Source organism: Cytobacillus sp. Bva_UNVM-123, from assembly GCF_046351715.2.
Classification (GTDB): Bacteria; Bacillota; Bacilli; order Bacillales; family Cytobacillaceae; genus Cytobacillus.
Genome location: NZ_CM177772.1, coordinates 4,783,367 through 4,800,134 on the forward strand (window position 1 = coordinate 4,783,367; position 16,768 = coordinate 4,800,134).

9 protein-coding genes are annotated in these 16,768 nt (G+C 35.3%); 6 read left to right on the forward strand and 3 right to left on the reverse strand.

Going from position 1 to position 16,768, the window contains the following annotated elements; genetic code table 11:
* The first annotated feature begins 15 nt into the window (after nt 1-15).
* The 3 genes from KDN24_RS24435 to KDN24_RS24445 all read left to right on the forward strand — a co-directional run bounded on the left by KDN24_RS24435 (nt 16) and on the right by KDN24_RS24445 (nt 4,931).
* On the forward strand, nt 16-933 hold the full coding sequence (locus KDN24_RS24435; protein ID WP_409973238.1) for a DUF3298 and DUF4163 domain-containing protein: 918 nt from the start codon (nt 16-18) through the stop codon (nt 931-933).
* Between the two features lie 475 nt (nt 934-1,408).
* A complete protein-coding gene (locus KDN24_RS24440) occupies nt 1,409-3,964 on the forward strand; it encodes an Ig-like domain-containing protein (RefSeq protein ID WP_409973237.1) in 2,556 nt (851 codons plus the stop codon).
* A 622-nt stretch (nt 3,965-4,586) separates the two neighbouring features.
* Complete coding sequence (locus KDN24_RS24445) at nt 4,587-4,931, forward strand: nuclease-related domain-containing protein (protein ID WP_409973457.1); 345 nt, start codon at nt 4,587-4,589, stop codon at nt 4,929-4,931.
* Between the two features lie 740 nt (nt 4,932-5,671).
* Here KDN24_RS24445 and KDN24_RS24450 read toward each other — a convergent pair.
* Nucleotides 5,672-6,802 carry a plasmid pRiA4b ORF-3 family protein gene (locus KDN24_RS24450; RefSeq protein ID WP_491348210.1) on the reverse strand — a complete coding sequence of 377 codons (1,131 nt, stop codon included), beginning with the start codon at nt 6,800-6,802 and terminating at the stop codon, nt 5,672-5,674.
* A 612-nt stretch (nt 6,803-7,414) separates the two neighbouring features.
* Here KDN24_RS24450 and KDN24_RS24455 point away from each other — a divergent pair.
* On the forward strand, nt 7,415-7,903 hold the full coding sequence (locus tag KDN24_RS24455) for a sigma-70 family RNA polymerase sigma factor (protein WP_409973235.1): 489 nt from the start codon (nt 7,415-7,417) through the stop codon (nt 7,901-7,903).
* A 293-nt stretch (nt 7,904-8,196) separates the two neighbouring features.
* Nucleotides 8,197-8,778 (forward strand): competence protein ComK, encoded by a 582-nt coding sequence (locus tag KDN24_RS24460; RefSeq protein ID WP_409973234.1) that lies wholly within the window; start codon nt 8,197-8,199, stop codon nt 8,776-8,778.
* A 575-nt stretch (nt 8,779-9,353) separates the two neighbouring features.
* Here KDN24_RS24460 and KDN24_RS24465 read toward each other — a convergent pair.
* Both KDN24_RS24465 and KDN24_RS24470 read right to left on the reverse strand, forming a co-directional pair.
* Nucleotides 9,354-11,960, reverse strand: a complete 2,607-nt coding sequence (locus KDN24_RS24465; RefSeq protein ID WP_409973233.1) for an Ig-like domain-containing protein — start codon at nt 11,958-11,960, stop codon at nt 9,354-9,356.
* 235 nt (nt 11,961-12,195) lie between these two features.
* Complete coding sequence (locus tag KDN24_RS24470; RefSeq protein WP_409973232.1) at nt 12,196-14,217, reverse strand: NHL repeat-containing protein; 2,022 nt, start codon at nt 14,215-14,217, stop codon at nt 12,196-12,198.
* Nucleotides 14,218-14,438: 221 nt separating this feature from the next.
* Here KDN24_RS24470 and KDN24_RS24475 point away from each other — a divergent pair, with 221 nt between their 5' ends.
* On the forward strand, nt 14,439-16,697 hold the full coding sequence (locus tag KDN24_RS24475) for an Ig-like domain-containing protein (RefSeq protein WP_491348211.1): 2,259 nt from the start codon (nt 14,439-14,441) through the stop codon (nt 16,695-16,697).
* The last annotated feature ends 71 nt before the right edge of the window (nt 16,698-16,768 follow it).

Genomic DNA, 16,768 nt, shown 5'->3' on the forward strand with positions numbered 1-16,768 from the left:
AAAGGAGATTTTTACATGAAAAAATTAATAAGTTTGTTAGTGGTAGCGGTGCTTATTATCTTCCTTCAGCCTAATCCATCAGCACATGCAAGTGTCATGTGGGGAAAAACAGAGCTGAAAAAAGGGCAAATTGGAAAGGTAACATTATTACAAAATTCTCAGCTATGGAAATTAAGTGAGGACAACAAAAGTTTAGTAGAGGTTCGAAAGTTAAAACAAGGGGAAGAATATCGCGTTTACACATACAAAAATCAGTTCGGCGGTCTGTATGGAGTTGGTGGAGGAGCATTTATTAAGAAGTCTGCAGCCATCAATTACCAAACTCCAGCAAAATCAAAACTTCAGACACTTGGGGTAAAAATTGTAGATTCTAAATATAAAGATACATTTAACTACCCACAGGTAGAAGGTTTAATTAACAATACAGCCCAAAAGAAAATAAATGAAGTATTACAAAAGCACATTGCTTCATCTTATACAAACGCATTAGAACTTAAAAAACTAGAAGCCGAGCATGGGGCTCCACAAAATCAATATACCCATGAAGTTAAATATGAAATTAAATATAATCAAAACAATTTATTAAGCATACTTTTCTTTGATTACGAATATACTGGCGGTGCTCATGGAATGACAGCCGCTACTTCTTATAACTTTGATGCTAACACTGGAAATGAAATTTCTCTAACGAAAGTAGTCGAAAATAATAACGCTGTTACGAAAGTAAAAAAATTCGCAAAAATAGACTTATTGAATCAAGGCAATAAGCTTGGGATGACATATGTGAGTGATCCGGCTAGTATAACAATTAATGATAACCGCCCTTTTTACTTTTATGATAAAGGAATCGTCCTTAAATTCCAGCAATACGAAGTTGCACCATATGCAGCAGGTATGCCAGAGGTTATCATTCCCTACTCTGTATTTAAGTAATGAAGCATTTTTCTAAATAAAACCCAAAAAATAAATTTACTAATCTTATAAATTAGCTACTCCCCTTTTTATTTTTAGTACAATTAATCGATTGATTAAAGGAAATTCCATTTTCGTTAATCAATCGATTGATTGAACAAATGAAATGCTAATGAACTTTCATTTCTTAATCCAAGATTCCTTTACCAACACATATTCCAGTTTTGAGATTAATACACTTCAATGTCCATCTCACACGCACAAAACCATCAAAAATGTCCACGACCGGTGCCTGGCACCGTAAAAAGACAGAGGCACTGATCTGTCCACGGATGGTGCCTGGCACCCTTTGGGCGCTCCTTTTGGCACCGCTTTTTACGCCAATACTCATGCCTTTTGTTCTATTTAATTCCTTAGTATAATCTTTTAAAATAAAAATATCTGTATGCTATTTATTCCCATATATTCCAGCTGTTTAATGGAGAGGAGATTTTTTATGCGTAAAAAGAAAGCAATTAAGATCTTAAGTACCTTTGCAATTGCCGGTTCTGCATTTGTCGCAGGTAGTCCATCTGAAGCTGCTTCTGTAAGTGAAGTCGAAAAACTTTTGAAGGACGCAAAAGAAGCTGGAACAGTATTAAAATGGGCCATTTCGATCGAAGGCACTGCTGATGGAAAGACGCGTCCATGGGCTGCCTACAATCAAGCCAAAACTGCCTATGATCAAGCAGTGAAGGCCGTCAATACATTGCCTACTGCTCAAAGGAATCGATACTTAGCTGAACTTGATGAACATGTTAAGCTTCACATCTCTCGTACGATGCATTACATCGATGCGATAACCGCTGGAGAAAAAATAAAAGTGAAGCAGCAAGCATTAACTACTCAACTAAATCGAAACTTAATCAATGATGACACTGAGAAAGCCTATCATGAGCTTTCAAGGGAAATTCGCAAGCAAACCATTATGTTAGACCGAGTTTACGGGAAGTCGACACGCGATCTCATCCGCTCCCATTACAAACAAGCTTCAGAAAGAGTTCGGGATAGTGCCTTATACGCTGTTACTGTAAAAATCGAACTGGATTTAGCACAACGAGCAATTGCCGTAAACAATTTTGCTAAAGCTGAAACACATCTATCTGAAGCGCGAAAATACCTTATATATGTAGATAACGCTGCTATTAAGAAAGTATTAACTGACCGCTTGCAAGCAATTGGCGCAAACTTCTTTCCTAAAGTTAATAAAGTCAGTGCAGCTGAACCGAAACGCGTTAAAGTAGAATTTAGTAAAGCGATGTTAGCTGGAAGCAATACAAACTGTGCCGAAAACATCGCAAATTACGCTGTCTCTAGCCGCACAATAAAAAGCGTGGCCTTGTCCTCCGACAAAAAGATGGCCATTATCGAACTTTACGATTCCCTTAGTCAAAACACCACTTACACTGTTACAGTGAAAAGAAATATTCAAACAGCTAATTACGAAACATTAGGCAATAATGATTATGTCTCATCCTTCACTTTTTCAGATAATATTAAGCCAACTGTTACGGCTGTCCAAACAAACCGAAATGGAAATGTAGAAATTAGTTTTTCTGAGCTCATCGACAGAAATTCACCAATTGCTGTCACGATTGATGGAAAATCGGTTAAAATCAGCCCATTAAACAGTGACTCAGACAAGGTAGTTGTTCTAAAATCTGAGCTTGATCGGATTGGATTACGGAAAGGAAGATCTTATTCCATTGTTCTATCCGGAGCTCGGGATTTAGTTGATTATAATCCTAATATAATGAACACTTATCGTAGCAATTTTGTTTATAATCCAGCAGCAGATACGATTGCGCCAGAAGTAAAATCCCTTCAAGTCAAAGATGAGAGAACGATTACGATTGATTTTAGTGAAACTTTAGCTAGTTTTACTGCCTCCAGTAATCTTTCCATCACAAAAGGAAACACGACAGTTCACCCAACATCTGTGAAAGATATTTCAGATGGCAGCAAAACAAAATTTGAGATCGTGCTACCTACATCCGTTTATAGCTCTAATGAAGTCACTGCTCGCTTGAATGTACAAGTAAAGAACTACAAAGACCTTGAAGGGAATACCGGTCGAACGACAGATAGAACCGTTACAATTAATAAAGACGTAACCCCTCCTCGTTTTGTAAATGCTAGCTATCATCTAAACACGAATGAAATTCAAATTACCTTTGATAAGCCATTAAAAGTTGCTCAACCTGATAGAAATAAAATTGCACTCTACTATCAAGGAAACGCGATTACTCCGAGCTTAAAATCAACTGTAGATAATAAATTAATTATTAATGCGAATGGTTTAAAGGATGGGCTTTATACGATTGAAGTGGCTGCAGGAGCCGTACAAGATCGCAGCATTTCGGAGAATAAAAATTCAAAATTCACCACCTCAGTCACGAAAAAAGCTGATAATGTGAAACCAACCGTTTCATTTCGCGAAACAAATGAAAATGGCCAGTTTATAGCTTTGTTTAGTAAAGAAGTCACTCTTGAATCTGCAACGGCTCCAGCAAACTATTTTATTAATGGGCGGGCCATACCAAGAGATTCAGTATTATCAATTGACAATAACCGAAAAATTGTCACCATTACATTACCTGAAGGAACAATTCAAACTACTCAGAGATACACAATAACAGCACAAAGAGTAAAGGATCTGTCCGACAACATCATGGACACCTACAGTAATGCAATTACACTGACAGACAATACACAGCCTATCCTAGATTGGGCTGGTGTGGAAGGAAATAATCTTAAACTCATTTTCTCTGAAAATATTTATTTGCTAAATGATGAATATTCCAATTTCACGATTGAAGTAAACGGCAAAAATCTAACCTCTAATCAATACCGCATTGAAACGAAAGCAAATACTAAAGAATTAACCATCATTCCACTGGATGACATTACCTTTACATCAGGAAAAATTTCAATTACAACGAGGGACAAAGCAACCATTCATGATGGGGCTGGGAATATTCTTAAAGCCGGGACAAAGATTACTGTGAGGTAGAGTTCGTTTTTAAGGTTACTATATTTTTTTGAGGGAAATCTCTGAGTAGAAAACTTATTCAAGAGATTTTCCCTTTTTAATTTAATTCCGCAAATTTCTTCAAACAATTTATCGTTTTGAAAAAATCCATCTGTCAAAAATATTTATATGCACTCTATTTAATGCCATTAGAAGCTTGCCATCAACCATTATGACCTGAATACTCATGAATTTTGACCATTAGCTGAATGCTATCGACCGCTTTCAACTATCCTTCTGCATTTTTTGACCGATAGAAACGTTCTATTGACTAAAATCACCTAGGAGTAGATAGTTTTTAGTTATTAGAAGAGTGCTATTGGTCTATGTCACTTATATTTTCGTATTTTTTTACCGTTAGAAACATTCTATTGACTAAAAACTAGCTGATCACACATTGTTTTAGTCTTTAGGAAAGGACTATCTGTCAAAAGCAACTGTCCACTCACATCTTTTAGCAATAGAAATATTCTTTCCTCTAAAATTATCCTAAACAAAGTAACCTTATCTAATTATACAAATTTATAACTTCAATTTATTTTATAAAATGATAAAATGGGCCTGAAAGGAGAATATTGATAAGGAGATGTTATCATTGAAGATTATGAAACCACGCTTTGAGCCAGATGAATTGAAAATTTTTAGAATTTTAAACGTAAGAATGAGTTTATCAGATAGGGACAAAAAGAAATATGAAAATCTTGAGAAAGGATTTAGAGGAGAACAAGCTTTTGATGAATGGCTACTGGCGCTTACTTGTGATTGCATTATTCTAAATAATTTATTACTCGAAGCGAATAACACTGTTTTTCAAATTGATAGCTTGCTCATTACGAGAGAGAAAATTTACTTGTTTGAAGTAAAAAATTACGAAGGTGATCTTTATATTAGAACAACAAATGGTACACAATATCTAGTAAAAAAATTAATAGTCCGCTTCTGCAATTAGAACGATGTGATTCACTTTTCCAACAATTTATGGAGAATGTAAGCTTCAACCTTCCTCTTGAAAGTTACCTCGTCTTTGTAAATCCGGAGTTCAGCCTATATCAAGCCTCATTAAATTTACCCATTATTTTTCCAACTCAACTGAATCGATTTATGAAAAAATTAGCGATTCATTCCGCAAAGCTTAGTGATACCCATAAAAGTTTAGCTAAACAAACATTATCACTACATTTGGAAAAATCACCTTTTAAACGTTTTCCTAACTATTCATACGAACAGCTTAAAAAAGGAATAATTTGTCTATCCTGCTTATCATTTAAGAATTATATTTATCGTGGGAATATAATTTGTCAAAAATGTAGCCATAGTGAGAAGGTCGTAGACGCCATTCTACGTAGTATTTATGAATATAAAATTCTCTTTCCTGAGCACAAAATTATAACAAGCACCATTTATCAATGACGTCATTAAGAATGAAAGGAAAATCAGAAATGTTCTTTTAAAGCACTTTAAAAGTGTCGGTACTAGAAGGCATCGTTATTATGTCGACTTGTGTTTGGGGGAAAATTTGATTGATGAGGAGGTAAAAAGTTAAAAGCTTGGTTCGTAGAAAGTGAGTGGAACGAATACCTCGTACCACTCATATTTTATTCAACCGTTCTAAAAACATTTTCATAATTTCGTTTGCTAAAATAGCGATTAAGCAATTGATGAATGAATTCCGATATAAGACATAAACTCTCAACGATTTTTTAGCAATCGATTTACAATATCAATCTTAAAATCCTCATAACGCTGCATCTTACCCCATTCAACACTATGTTTATAGTCTGGATGATTCGGATTAGCTACTATTTCAAGAAATTCCTCATAGCCATGAATTCCTCCAACATCCTCTGGCGGTGTAATCCCCTCACCTTCAACGCAAATTGGATGATTAGAAGGATAATCACTAATCACTTTTTCAATTTCAATATCATGCTGCCAATTATCGCCAAGATCATAAATATACTTCATTTTCCAATAACTCGGGATATATTCTGACAGCAATACTTTTGTATCAAGCTTCATTTCAACATCATTTCGATAAGAGAAGGCTTCCTCGTCACAGACGAGATTCATAATTGGTTTGTGCTCTCTTTTATTTTTAGCAGTAAGATTATTGGGTATGTCAAGTTCAGTTGCTGCAACATCATAAATGTAAAACTCATGCAAATGATTATTTTCCCATCCGAATACAGCCTGGAGAATTTCATGCAGCTCGTCAAATGTCCTATTAAGCGGAACCACGACCCGACGCCAGACATCATGCTTACCAAGTTTCAGCTTAGCTTTAAGTTGAACAGCTTTCACACTAAAAATAGGTTCACCCGCAAAAGCCTCGAGATTTTTATACATCTCCTCATTCGGTCGAATATAATCATTCTTCCCATTACCTACTAAAAACTGGCCAACTTTTGCACTTAACTTTGTATTAAAAATTGTATCAGCATTTAATAGATCACCATAAAAATAAACATTTTCACAAGCCTTATTCATTCTCGCCACTGAAATCCGATCCTTTGTTTTTGTAAAGGAGATATCACCAACTCCAAGGAGGAATTTCTCAATCACCTCATCCTTTATCCCCTCTTGTCTGAAAGTCTCCCGAATTCCTTGTAAAAATAGTTCGTCTATTTTTTTGAAATCTTTTGCTTTCAGTCCGTACAGCACAATCACATACCGATTTTGGTCATTCATAAACACTACCGTTTTTCTACGATTCATCATGATCAAATGGGCATGCCAAGAAAAGATTGGTTCTGTTTCAATTCGTGGTTCCAGCTTAACATCTAGTAGTTCTAAAAGTTTTTTTGTACATTGAATGAGCATATTTTTATAGTTCCTTTTCATTCGTCGTTAGTTTGTTAGCTTAATTTTGTTTGCTTGAACTGTTCTATTGATAGTGACTTTCAAGAGTTACTGTTTGTGTCCATTATAATCATTCTATCAAACAGATGATACGATGATTGAAACATTTTTAGCTATTAGAACCTTTTTATCGTATGGGTAATATGATGCTTGCAAGATTATTTTGCCATTAGAAATCTTCTATCAGACAGATTACATCATGATTGCAAGATTTTTTGCCATTAGAAATCTTCTATCGGACTGATTACTTGATGATCGCAAAGTTTTTCGCCATTAGAAACCTTCTATCGGACAGATGATAAGGAAATTGCACATTTTTTAGCCGATGGAAACACTCCGTAGTTCAAGCTTTTTCATCAATCGATTGATGAAAACGGTAAATACTATTCCTTTCTCAAGAATCCCCTAAACGTTGTCTCGCTTCGAAAATCCCCTTTTTATTCCTTGATCATTTCTCCCCATTAACTAAATATTTGTTCCATTCAACCGTTCGCCATCATTGCACATTCTCGCTATGTTAAAGATACCCGGGAATACAATGGCAAGCGCGCTTTCCTAAAAGGGATTAATAGAATGGAGAGCTTTGAGCAATTAGTAAAACAGTATGAAAATATGATTCACAAAATTATGCATACGCTTCATATTTACAAAAATCAAGAGGAGTTTTTTCAGCTCGGATTGATAGCGTTATGGGAGGCAAATGAACGATTTGATCCAGAAAAAGGCATCTTCTCAAACTTTGCTTATTCCTATATAAAGGGAAGATTCATGTCTGAAATGACGAAAAATAACAAGGATAAGGAGCGGATCGTATACAAAACGGAAGAATTTTGGAATGTCATTGAAGACCCTTCAATTGAACAGCCATTTGAAGTGAAGTTCTTACTATCTTATTGTGAAGCATTAACAGACAAGCAAACAAAATGGGTTTTGTACACTTGTATCGATGATTTATCTGTAGCAGAAATTGCTGGAAAGGAAGGAGTATCCATTTCTGCAGTGAAAGCCTGGCGAAAAGGAGCGAAAGATAAGCTTAAGGGGATTTTAGACATTCACGATTAGTTACATGAACACTTAAAACAAATATGATTCTATTTAATCAAACGATTGATTTAAAACGTTAATCAATCGTTTGATTCCGTTAAAAGTAAACATCGTCTATTTTTCAACACATAAAACGAATTCTGAATCATGTCAAAAACCCAATTACCTATTATTAACAAAATATCCATAATATTATAAGTAAAGTGACATATTAGTTTGTTATATTAATAGTAGTTCTTAATGACTACTTCTATTGACCTTGTACATAATTTGTCTTTTTCATAGATGAACCAATATTAAATGATAATGGGGTGGGAGACATTTTTATCGTTCAGAGTCATATCGTTAATCAGGGCACGATTATGTTAATGGGAGAGTATGCATTCGGAGGAAAGCTGTGCACAAGGTTTATGGAAAAGGAGGCTTGTTTTCTCGTTGATAAGTCACCTTTACTCGTTTTAGATGAGTCTATTCATTATTACGGGTTTAATTTAATGGGGGCAATGAAAAGTTCGAGGTTAGCTCTAGGAAAAAAAAGCATGGTTCCAATCATGATAAATCCAGCTCAAAAGGTTTGCGTTTTCCCAACTAAATCACCTTTTAAACACGACTGCATATGGTTCAATCCTGAACATATTGTAAACACAACTTCCGATGGCAATAAAACGATCGTACACTTTAACAATCGCTGCAATATTGCTGTTGATATGAGATTATTTACGTTTAATAATAAATTGCAGATTGCGAGACAGCAGTGTGACCTCTTTTCAGGCAGGGCACTCAATACAATAACTTCACTTTCCTCCAAACCGATAATGAATCGACAAATTATTAAAGAAAAATCAGGGAAGTATAATTTTGACATCTTAATAAAGGATAAGGATGAATTGTAAAAGTGAAGCTGCCCATAATCCAGTAAAAAGAAATTATGGGCAGCATTTTTGTTAATCACTAAAAGTCATGGTTGTTCTGGTCATGGAGGTCGGTTCACTTCATCTTTCATTCTAGCCTCGTTATTACCATCCGTATCCCCTTGTTGCTCCTCATTTCCAGTTTCCTCTTTTTGCATATCATCCTGAGACTCTGTATTGTCTTGTTTTGTATTTTCCTGTTGCTGCGTATTAGCTTCTTGCCCGCAGTAATCGCGTCGATGTAAGCGACTGCTCTTCCCACTTTGCCTTGTGACATACTTAAATAGAGCGCCACTCGTTCATCTAATCTCGCTTCATAGATACTTCTCTCATAGGAAGATAAAAATATTTTTTTATGACTCGAATAGGGAGGATATTTTTTACAATCTATATATTTTTCCATAAAGCTTATAAAATCGCTAGTCAAAGCCATTCTTTCAGATAACAATATTACTTTAAAAAACAAAAAAGCCCTGCAGAGATTTCATATCTCCACAGAGCTTTCCTCATCCTGTATAAATCTATCAAAAACTTTAAAAGTGATGTTTAAGTCACTATTAGCGAGTAGCTGTTACAAAAGTACCTGTTGTAAGAACGTTCGCATCACTATCAGCTGCAGTTGCAGTCGCATTAACTTTTACAGTAATCGTTCCTGTTGCAAAGCTGTATCCAGCAGGAGCTGTGATAGTGTATTCACCAGGCTTACCTGCAACAGCAACAGCCGTATAGCCTGTAATTACTGTTCCATTAATCGCTACTTCAAGATCAGTAGTTGCTACAGGAGCAGCAGCTAATCCTTCGCTAAACTTAACATTTAGAACATTAGAAGCATCTACTTTTGCAGATTGAAGAACTGGAGCAGTATCATCTACAAATGTTTCTGCGCGTGTCACTTCATCCATATCGACGCCATTCGTACCAGAAATACCTTTTACAGTTAATAATTTAACACCAGATGTAGCAACAGAGCCAGCTGGTAATTTAATTGTCAATTGTTGTTTAGTAGCATCAAGATATAATGAGCTAGTTGATGGAATAACGACGCCATTAATTGAATAGTTTGCGTAGTTAGTAGCAGAACCAGCAACATTTCCACCCTTTAATGGTGTATTGAAGTTCAGAACAATTTGCCCTTTCGAGATAACAGCACTTTGAACTTCTGGTTTTGTAGTAGCTACACTATCCGTTACAGAGAAGTTCACATTTGCAACTTTATTTTTATTTTGTGCAATTGCTTGGTCAGTGAATGTATCTCCTAAAACAGTAAGTGTATAAGTACCGTTTGGAAGCTCAGATGTGTTTAGTGTTAAAGTATCAGTACCAGCAGCAATATCAGAAACTGTTAATACTTCAACTTTAGCAGGATCATTTGTAGTTGATACATTATAACGCACACCATTGCTGTCTGTTACATACAGATTTGGAGCGTATGTTGCAGCTGTAACGGCTGAAAGTGTTTCATCAAACTTAACTGTTAATCTATCAGCTGCTGCATCATATTTCGTTTCTTTAACTGCAGGAGCAACTACATCTTTAGTAAGAGAAACATTTTGAACAAATTTAGTACCCACATGACCTTCTGGATCTTTATATCCTTCTAAAGTAATGGCTACATTAACTGAAGTTTCACCAGTTTCATAGATAGAAGCTGGAAGTGCAACTTCAAATTTGTTATTGCCGTCAACCGCAGTCACGACACCTGTTACCGTATTTCCATTTTTAGTTACCTTTACAGTTGTTCCATCTACTAATGCAGTAGAAAGATCTTCACTAAATTGAACAACTAATGTTTTTTCACCTTTAGCTGTTACAGATTTAACGACTGGTGCTTCACTTACTACACTGTACACAAATGTTCCAGAGTATAAGCTCATCACATTCGGAGTAGATGCGATATCTTGTGCACCTGTCACGATAATTTGATAGGAAGATCCTTTTGTTAATGTAAGATCTGATGGATCAACCGTTGCAAATAGACCGCTTGCATCAACAGTAATCTTTCCAGCTACAATTGCTGTACCATTAATCACGACAGATGGTTTAGTAGCTGTATCAATTCTTTCAGAGAATTTAACTTTAACTTTTCCATTTTCTAATGTTTCTATACTAGAAACAGTTGGCTTCACTGTATCGTTAAAATAAATAGTTTGTGAAAATTCAGCTACAGTTTTAGCTGTATCTTTTGCATCTCGGATTAAATCCTTTTTAACTTTTAACGTGTATGATTGACCATTAACAAGACCAGCATGCTCAATAATGACAGACTTCTTATCAGATTGTAATGTTACAGTTGTTGGAGCAGCTAAATCAGAGCCTTGTAATTGATATGAAGTTAAAGTCTCAGCTGTCGTTTTATCAACTTCTTTATTGAAAGTTACAAGAATTTCTTTTGCATTTACTGCACTTACAGACTTAACCTGTGGAGTTAGTTGTGCTTCTAATTCAACCAACACTTTAGATAAAGTTGCTTTCATTGCTTCATTTTTTACTTCTTTCATATACTTCGCTGCTTCAGCAAGGTGTTTTTCAACATCTGCTGTGTTGTTATCAGCTAACGCTTTTTTCGCTAAATCTAGCTCGATTTTCACTGTAACTTCGTATTTTACGCTATCACGTACAGTTTCAGCTGATTGCTTGTAAGCTTTACGGATTTCGTCACGAGTTGATTTACCATATACACGATCTAAAAGGATCGCTTGCTTGCGAATTTCTGTTGATAGTGCATGGTATGCAGCTTCTGTATTATCGTCAATTAGATTACTAGCAATTTGCTTTTCAAGTGCTTCTTTTTTAACTTTAATTTTTTCTCCAGCTGTAATCGCATCAATGTAAGCCATTGTACGGTTAATATGTAGGGTTACGTTTTGCTCGATGTCAGCAAGATAACCTGCTTTTTGAGCTGCTGGTAATTTATTTACTGCTGCTACGGCTTTATCGCGTGCCGCTTTTGCTGCATTGTATTGTGCCCATGGACGAGTTGTACCATCAGCTGAACCTTCTGTTGAAATAGCCCATTTAAGGACAGTACCTGCTTGTTTCGCTTTTTGAACTAGGCTCGCTGCATCATTGTTCGTAGATGCTGCTTGAGCTGGTGAAGTAGCTACAAATACAGATGCTGCAATCGCTGTTGCACTAAGTAATTTTACTGCTCTTTTTTTATCCACTATGAAATCCTCCTTAGATGTTATTAGTATGTTGTAGTAATAGAGGATTATTATGTTATCCTCTATACTTTATGGTAATAGAGTCGTAGATTTTATGAAACGCTTAAAATATTCCAATGGGATTGTATATTGGATCGAATGGCAAAATTTCTTAGTAAAAAACTAGTATTTTCCTATATATAAAGATAAAGATTATTTTTTACATAGAAAAAAGGCTGACCATTTGGTCAACCCTTTATTCTTCATTATTTTCGAAAAAATGGTATTTATAGAGAGTCGCTTCATTCCGGAAATAAAGATCCCCGTTTGCATCTTGAGCAATTTCATTTGCTCCCTTTTCTACTAATATTTGAATTTCCATTGTTTTGGGATCAGCTTTGAAAAGTCTGCCTTCAACTGTTCCATAAATATTGCCATCAATCCCCATTAGAATCTTGGCATTACGGAATCGACCAGAAATCAACTCCATGATTTGAGCTTCTTTGATTTCCTTTGTTTCTGGATGATAGGAGAACAATTTTCCGTCTGCCATTCCCCAAATAGCTCCATCTTTATCAGCAATCAAACTTGTAATCATGCTTGCACTAAATGGAAGATGCAAATATTCCTTTTCCTCAGGATAATCAGGTTTAAATCGGAAAAATCTTGCTCCGCGCTCATTTACATTATAGTTTGCATGGATTGATGTTCCTCCATATATAAAATCACCATGATGTAAAAATGAAACAAGGCTCTGATTGTAAATATAATTCTCATATACTTCTGACTTATTTTCCTTTAAATCATATATAGCAAGTGCTCCCCCACCAATGCTTGTTTCAGGATATGTTCCGACAAACACTTTATTCAGCTTCGGAATTGCCGCAATCGCTGTAGAACGCTCTTGACCATACTCTCCTAATCTCATAATTTCTCTAGGATTCGTCTCACTCCATGGAAGTGTTAAATCAAGCTCAAGCACCCTTGCTCTTGGATATGCCCCAATATAGAGTTTATTTCCAATGATTGTCATCGATTCAATTTGACTAATTCTCTGATGAAGCGTCGTTTGCTGAGTCTCCATATTGTAAATGGCTAACCCGCCTGACATATATCCATTTATATAAAGGTTTTCTCTTTTTTCATCTTGAATCATCGTATATAGTGTGACAGGCTGACCAGGCAATTCCATCAACGTAATTTCATGATTGCCAGTCTCTAAGTTGTATTTAAAGACATTCCCAGCATTGTCAATTAATCCGACAAGTGTATATCCAGGATAATTCTCATCTTCTAGTTGAACAAAATCTGCTGTAAGCAACTCTGTTCCCTTTAATAATGGAATATCTAAACTTATTTCCTCATTTGTATTGAGATCATATTTATAAAGTGTATTATCTTTAGAATAATAGATTACTTCTTCAGTTGGAGATTTTAGTGATACAGTTCTAGAATTTAATTCGATTTCACCGATTTGCTCTAATGTGTCTTTATCAAAAATAGCTAATTGATTTGAAGGCTCCATTCGAGCGAATAGCTTATTTTCTATGATTCTAAGATCACGCACATATTTATCATTTTTATATTCATCGGGAAGAAATTCTGTTTTCCTTTTTGTTTTCAAATCAAATTTAACTAAATCTGCCTTTGAACCAACCCCAACAAATAAAGAATCACTTTCTTCATCATAGATGAGTGATTTAGCAAATTCTTTTTTATAAGAAACTTGGCCATAATTTACTAATTCTTCTGTTATCGAATCATACTTGAATACAGAGCCACCATATGCTGTTGAACCATAAATGATTCCATTTACAGCATCTAAATCTTGAATCGCTGTGTCCTTTGGCAATGTTAACTTATTCCCGTGGTCACGAAATTCCTCTGTATTCGGGTTATAGCTATACACATTTCCGTCCGTCGTACCACCAACCCATACAGTCCCATCTTCATCCACATCTAAACCCCAAGCACTCGTAGAATTAGACAAAGTATATGTATTTTTCAATTCATTCGTATTTAAATCAATAATCGCTAAAGCAGATGGTGTCCCATGCATAACGAAATACATATAGGCATTGCCTTGTTCGTCAGCTCCTGTTGCAGCGGTTAAAGCAGATACTTGAAAAACCTGCGGTCCGACAATACTTACACCGCCTTTAGCAACTTCTACACTTTCTCCTTCGCTGCCATTTTCACCCTCAGCAAATCCTCTTGTTTGTCCAAATGATAAAAATAGAGGAAGGATTAGTAATAACATAAAAATCTTTCTTTTCATCCAATCTTCTCCTTTCCTTTTTTATTATAGCAAATTTTTCACATATAGGTATTGATTTCCTCGAACCTTTTGTTCAACGATTGTATAATGGGAAAATAGTCATCTATTAAATAATCATTTCCTATTTCACATTTTCTCAATAATCTTTTAAAATAGGATTATGAAAAAAATGAAAAACATTACCTATTATTCCACTTATTAGACAAAGAGGAGGATATTTTGTGAGTAAACAGAAAATGTTAAAAATTATTAGTGCTTCCGCTATTGCGGCATCTGCTTTCGTTGTTACGACTCCGAGTGAAGCAGCTACTGTCAGCCAAGCAGACAAACTTGTCCAGACAGCTAAAGCTACAGGGAATATTTTAAAATGGGCCATTTCAATTGAAGGTACTGCTGATGGTACGACTCGTCCATGGACGGCGTATAACAATGCTAAAAAAGCGTATGATGAAGCTGTCAAAGCTGTTAATACGCTGCCTGCTGCTCAAAAAAATAAATATTTGGCTGAGCTTGATCAGCATGTAAAGCTTCATATTAACCGGACAATGGCTTATATTGATGCGATTACCGCTGGAGAAAATATTCGTTCAAAACAAAGAGCTTTAACCTACCAGATGGATTTAAATGTAATTAATGATGAAACTGAAAAAGCCTATCATGAGCTATCAAAGGAGATACGCAAGCAAGCCATTTTGTTAGATCGTGTTTACGGGCAATCGACAAGAGATCTCATCCGCTCTCAATATAAGCAATCTGCAGAAAAGGTTAGAGATAATGCGATTTATCCTGTAACAGTAAAAATTGAACTTGACCTAGCTCAAAAGGCATTAGCTGCAAAAAACGCTGCTCAGGCAGAAAAGCATATTGCTGAAGCAAAAAAATATTTGAGATATGTAGACAATTCAACGATGAAAAATGCCTTGAACAATCGTTTAACGACAATGGAAACGACATATGTTGCAAAAGTAGAGAAAATAAGCGCGGCTGAGCCTAAACGGATTAAAGTTGACTTTAATAAAGCCATGCTTTCTGGTTCTGGAACAAACGGTGCAGAAAACACTGCTAATTATGCTGTATCAAGTCGTTCCATTAAAAGTGTCAAACTTTCTGATGACAAAAAATCAGCAATAATTGAACTGTATGACTCACTTTACACGAATACTACCTACACTGTAACAGTGAAGAAAAATATTCAAACTGCCAATTATGAAACACTGGCTCAGACAGACTATACATCTTCCTTTACTTTTAATGATACGACAAAGCCAACAGTTAGCTTTGTAACAACCGATTCTAATGGTAATTTAGAGATTAAGTTCTCGGAAATGATAGATTCAAGCTCACCATTGAATGTAACACTCAACGGAAAATCCGTTAGCATCAATTCATATTATTATGATTCAGATACGATAACTGTTTCGAAGTCTGAGCTTGATCGAATCGGTCTGCAAAAAGGGAAATATTATTCTATCGTTGTCACTGGCGCTAGAGATCTTGTTGTGAACTACCCAAATACAATGAATACATACAACGGCACATTCTTCTATAATTCTTTAGCAGACACTTCTGCTCCATTCGTTCGAAATGTACAAAGAAGTGGTGAAAGGACTTTTACAATTGAATTTAGTGAGACATTAATTGATCTTACTGCTAGTCATCTTGTGATTACGAAAGGAAGCACATCCATTCGCCCTCAAACTGTAAAAGATATTTCTGGTAATAAAACAAAGTTTGAAGTCGAACTACCAACTAGCGTCTACGGAACAAATGAAAGTTCTGTTTATTTAACTATTCAAATGAAAAATTATCGGGATCTTGCTAATAATGTAGCACAAACGACGAATCACTCAGTAACCATTACGAAGGATGTTTCTCCACTAACATTCACTAGCTCTACCTTTAATATTGCTAATAATGAGTTTCAATTCACATTTAATAAAACATTGAGTACGGGAACTCCAGTTGCAAGTAAAATTACTATTTATGGTCCAGATAATTCATTAATTACACCAACTTTTAAAACCAATAGTGGCAACAAAATGATTATTGATGCAAGAAAACTATCAGATGGAATGTATACTTTTATTGTCGAAGAGGGGGCAGTTACTGATAATACTGCATCCAAAAATCAAAATAAGTTTTTCTCCGAAACAATCATGAAGAAAATGGATATTACTCTACCTGAAGCTAATGTAATTACTTCAAATGTAAAAGGGCAAATTAAAGTAACTTTTAGTAAACCAGTAACTGACACTGCACTTTTACATGAAAATTATAAATTCGAGGGAAGCGAACTTTCCGAAGATACTTCGATTGAATTGTCTAGTGATAAAAAGCTTGTGACTATTACATTTCCTGAAGGTAAAATTACCGAAACGAAGGAATATACTATTACCGTAAGAAACATTACAGATCTATCTGATAACGTAATGAAAACGTTTAATAAAAAGGTGAAAATAATTGCAAATCCCGCTCCATAAGAATAGGTTATAGGAAGGATTAAGTTCTTTTATTTCACATTTTATCTATATGTTTTGTCTTTGACAGACAA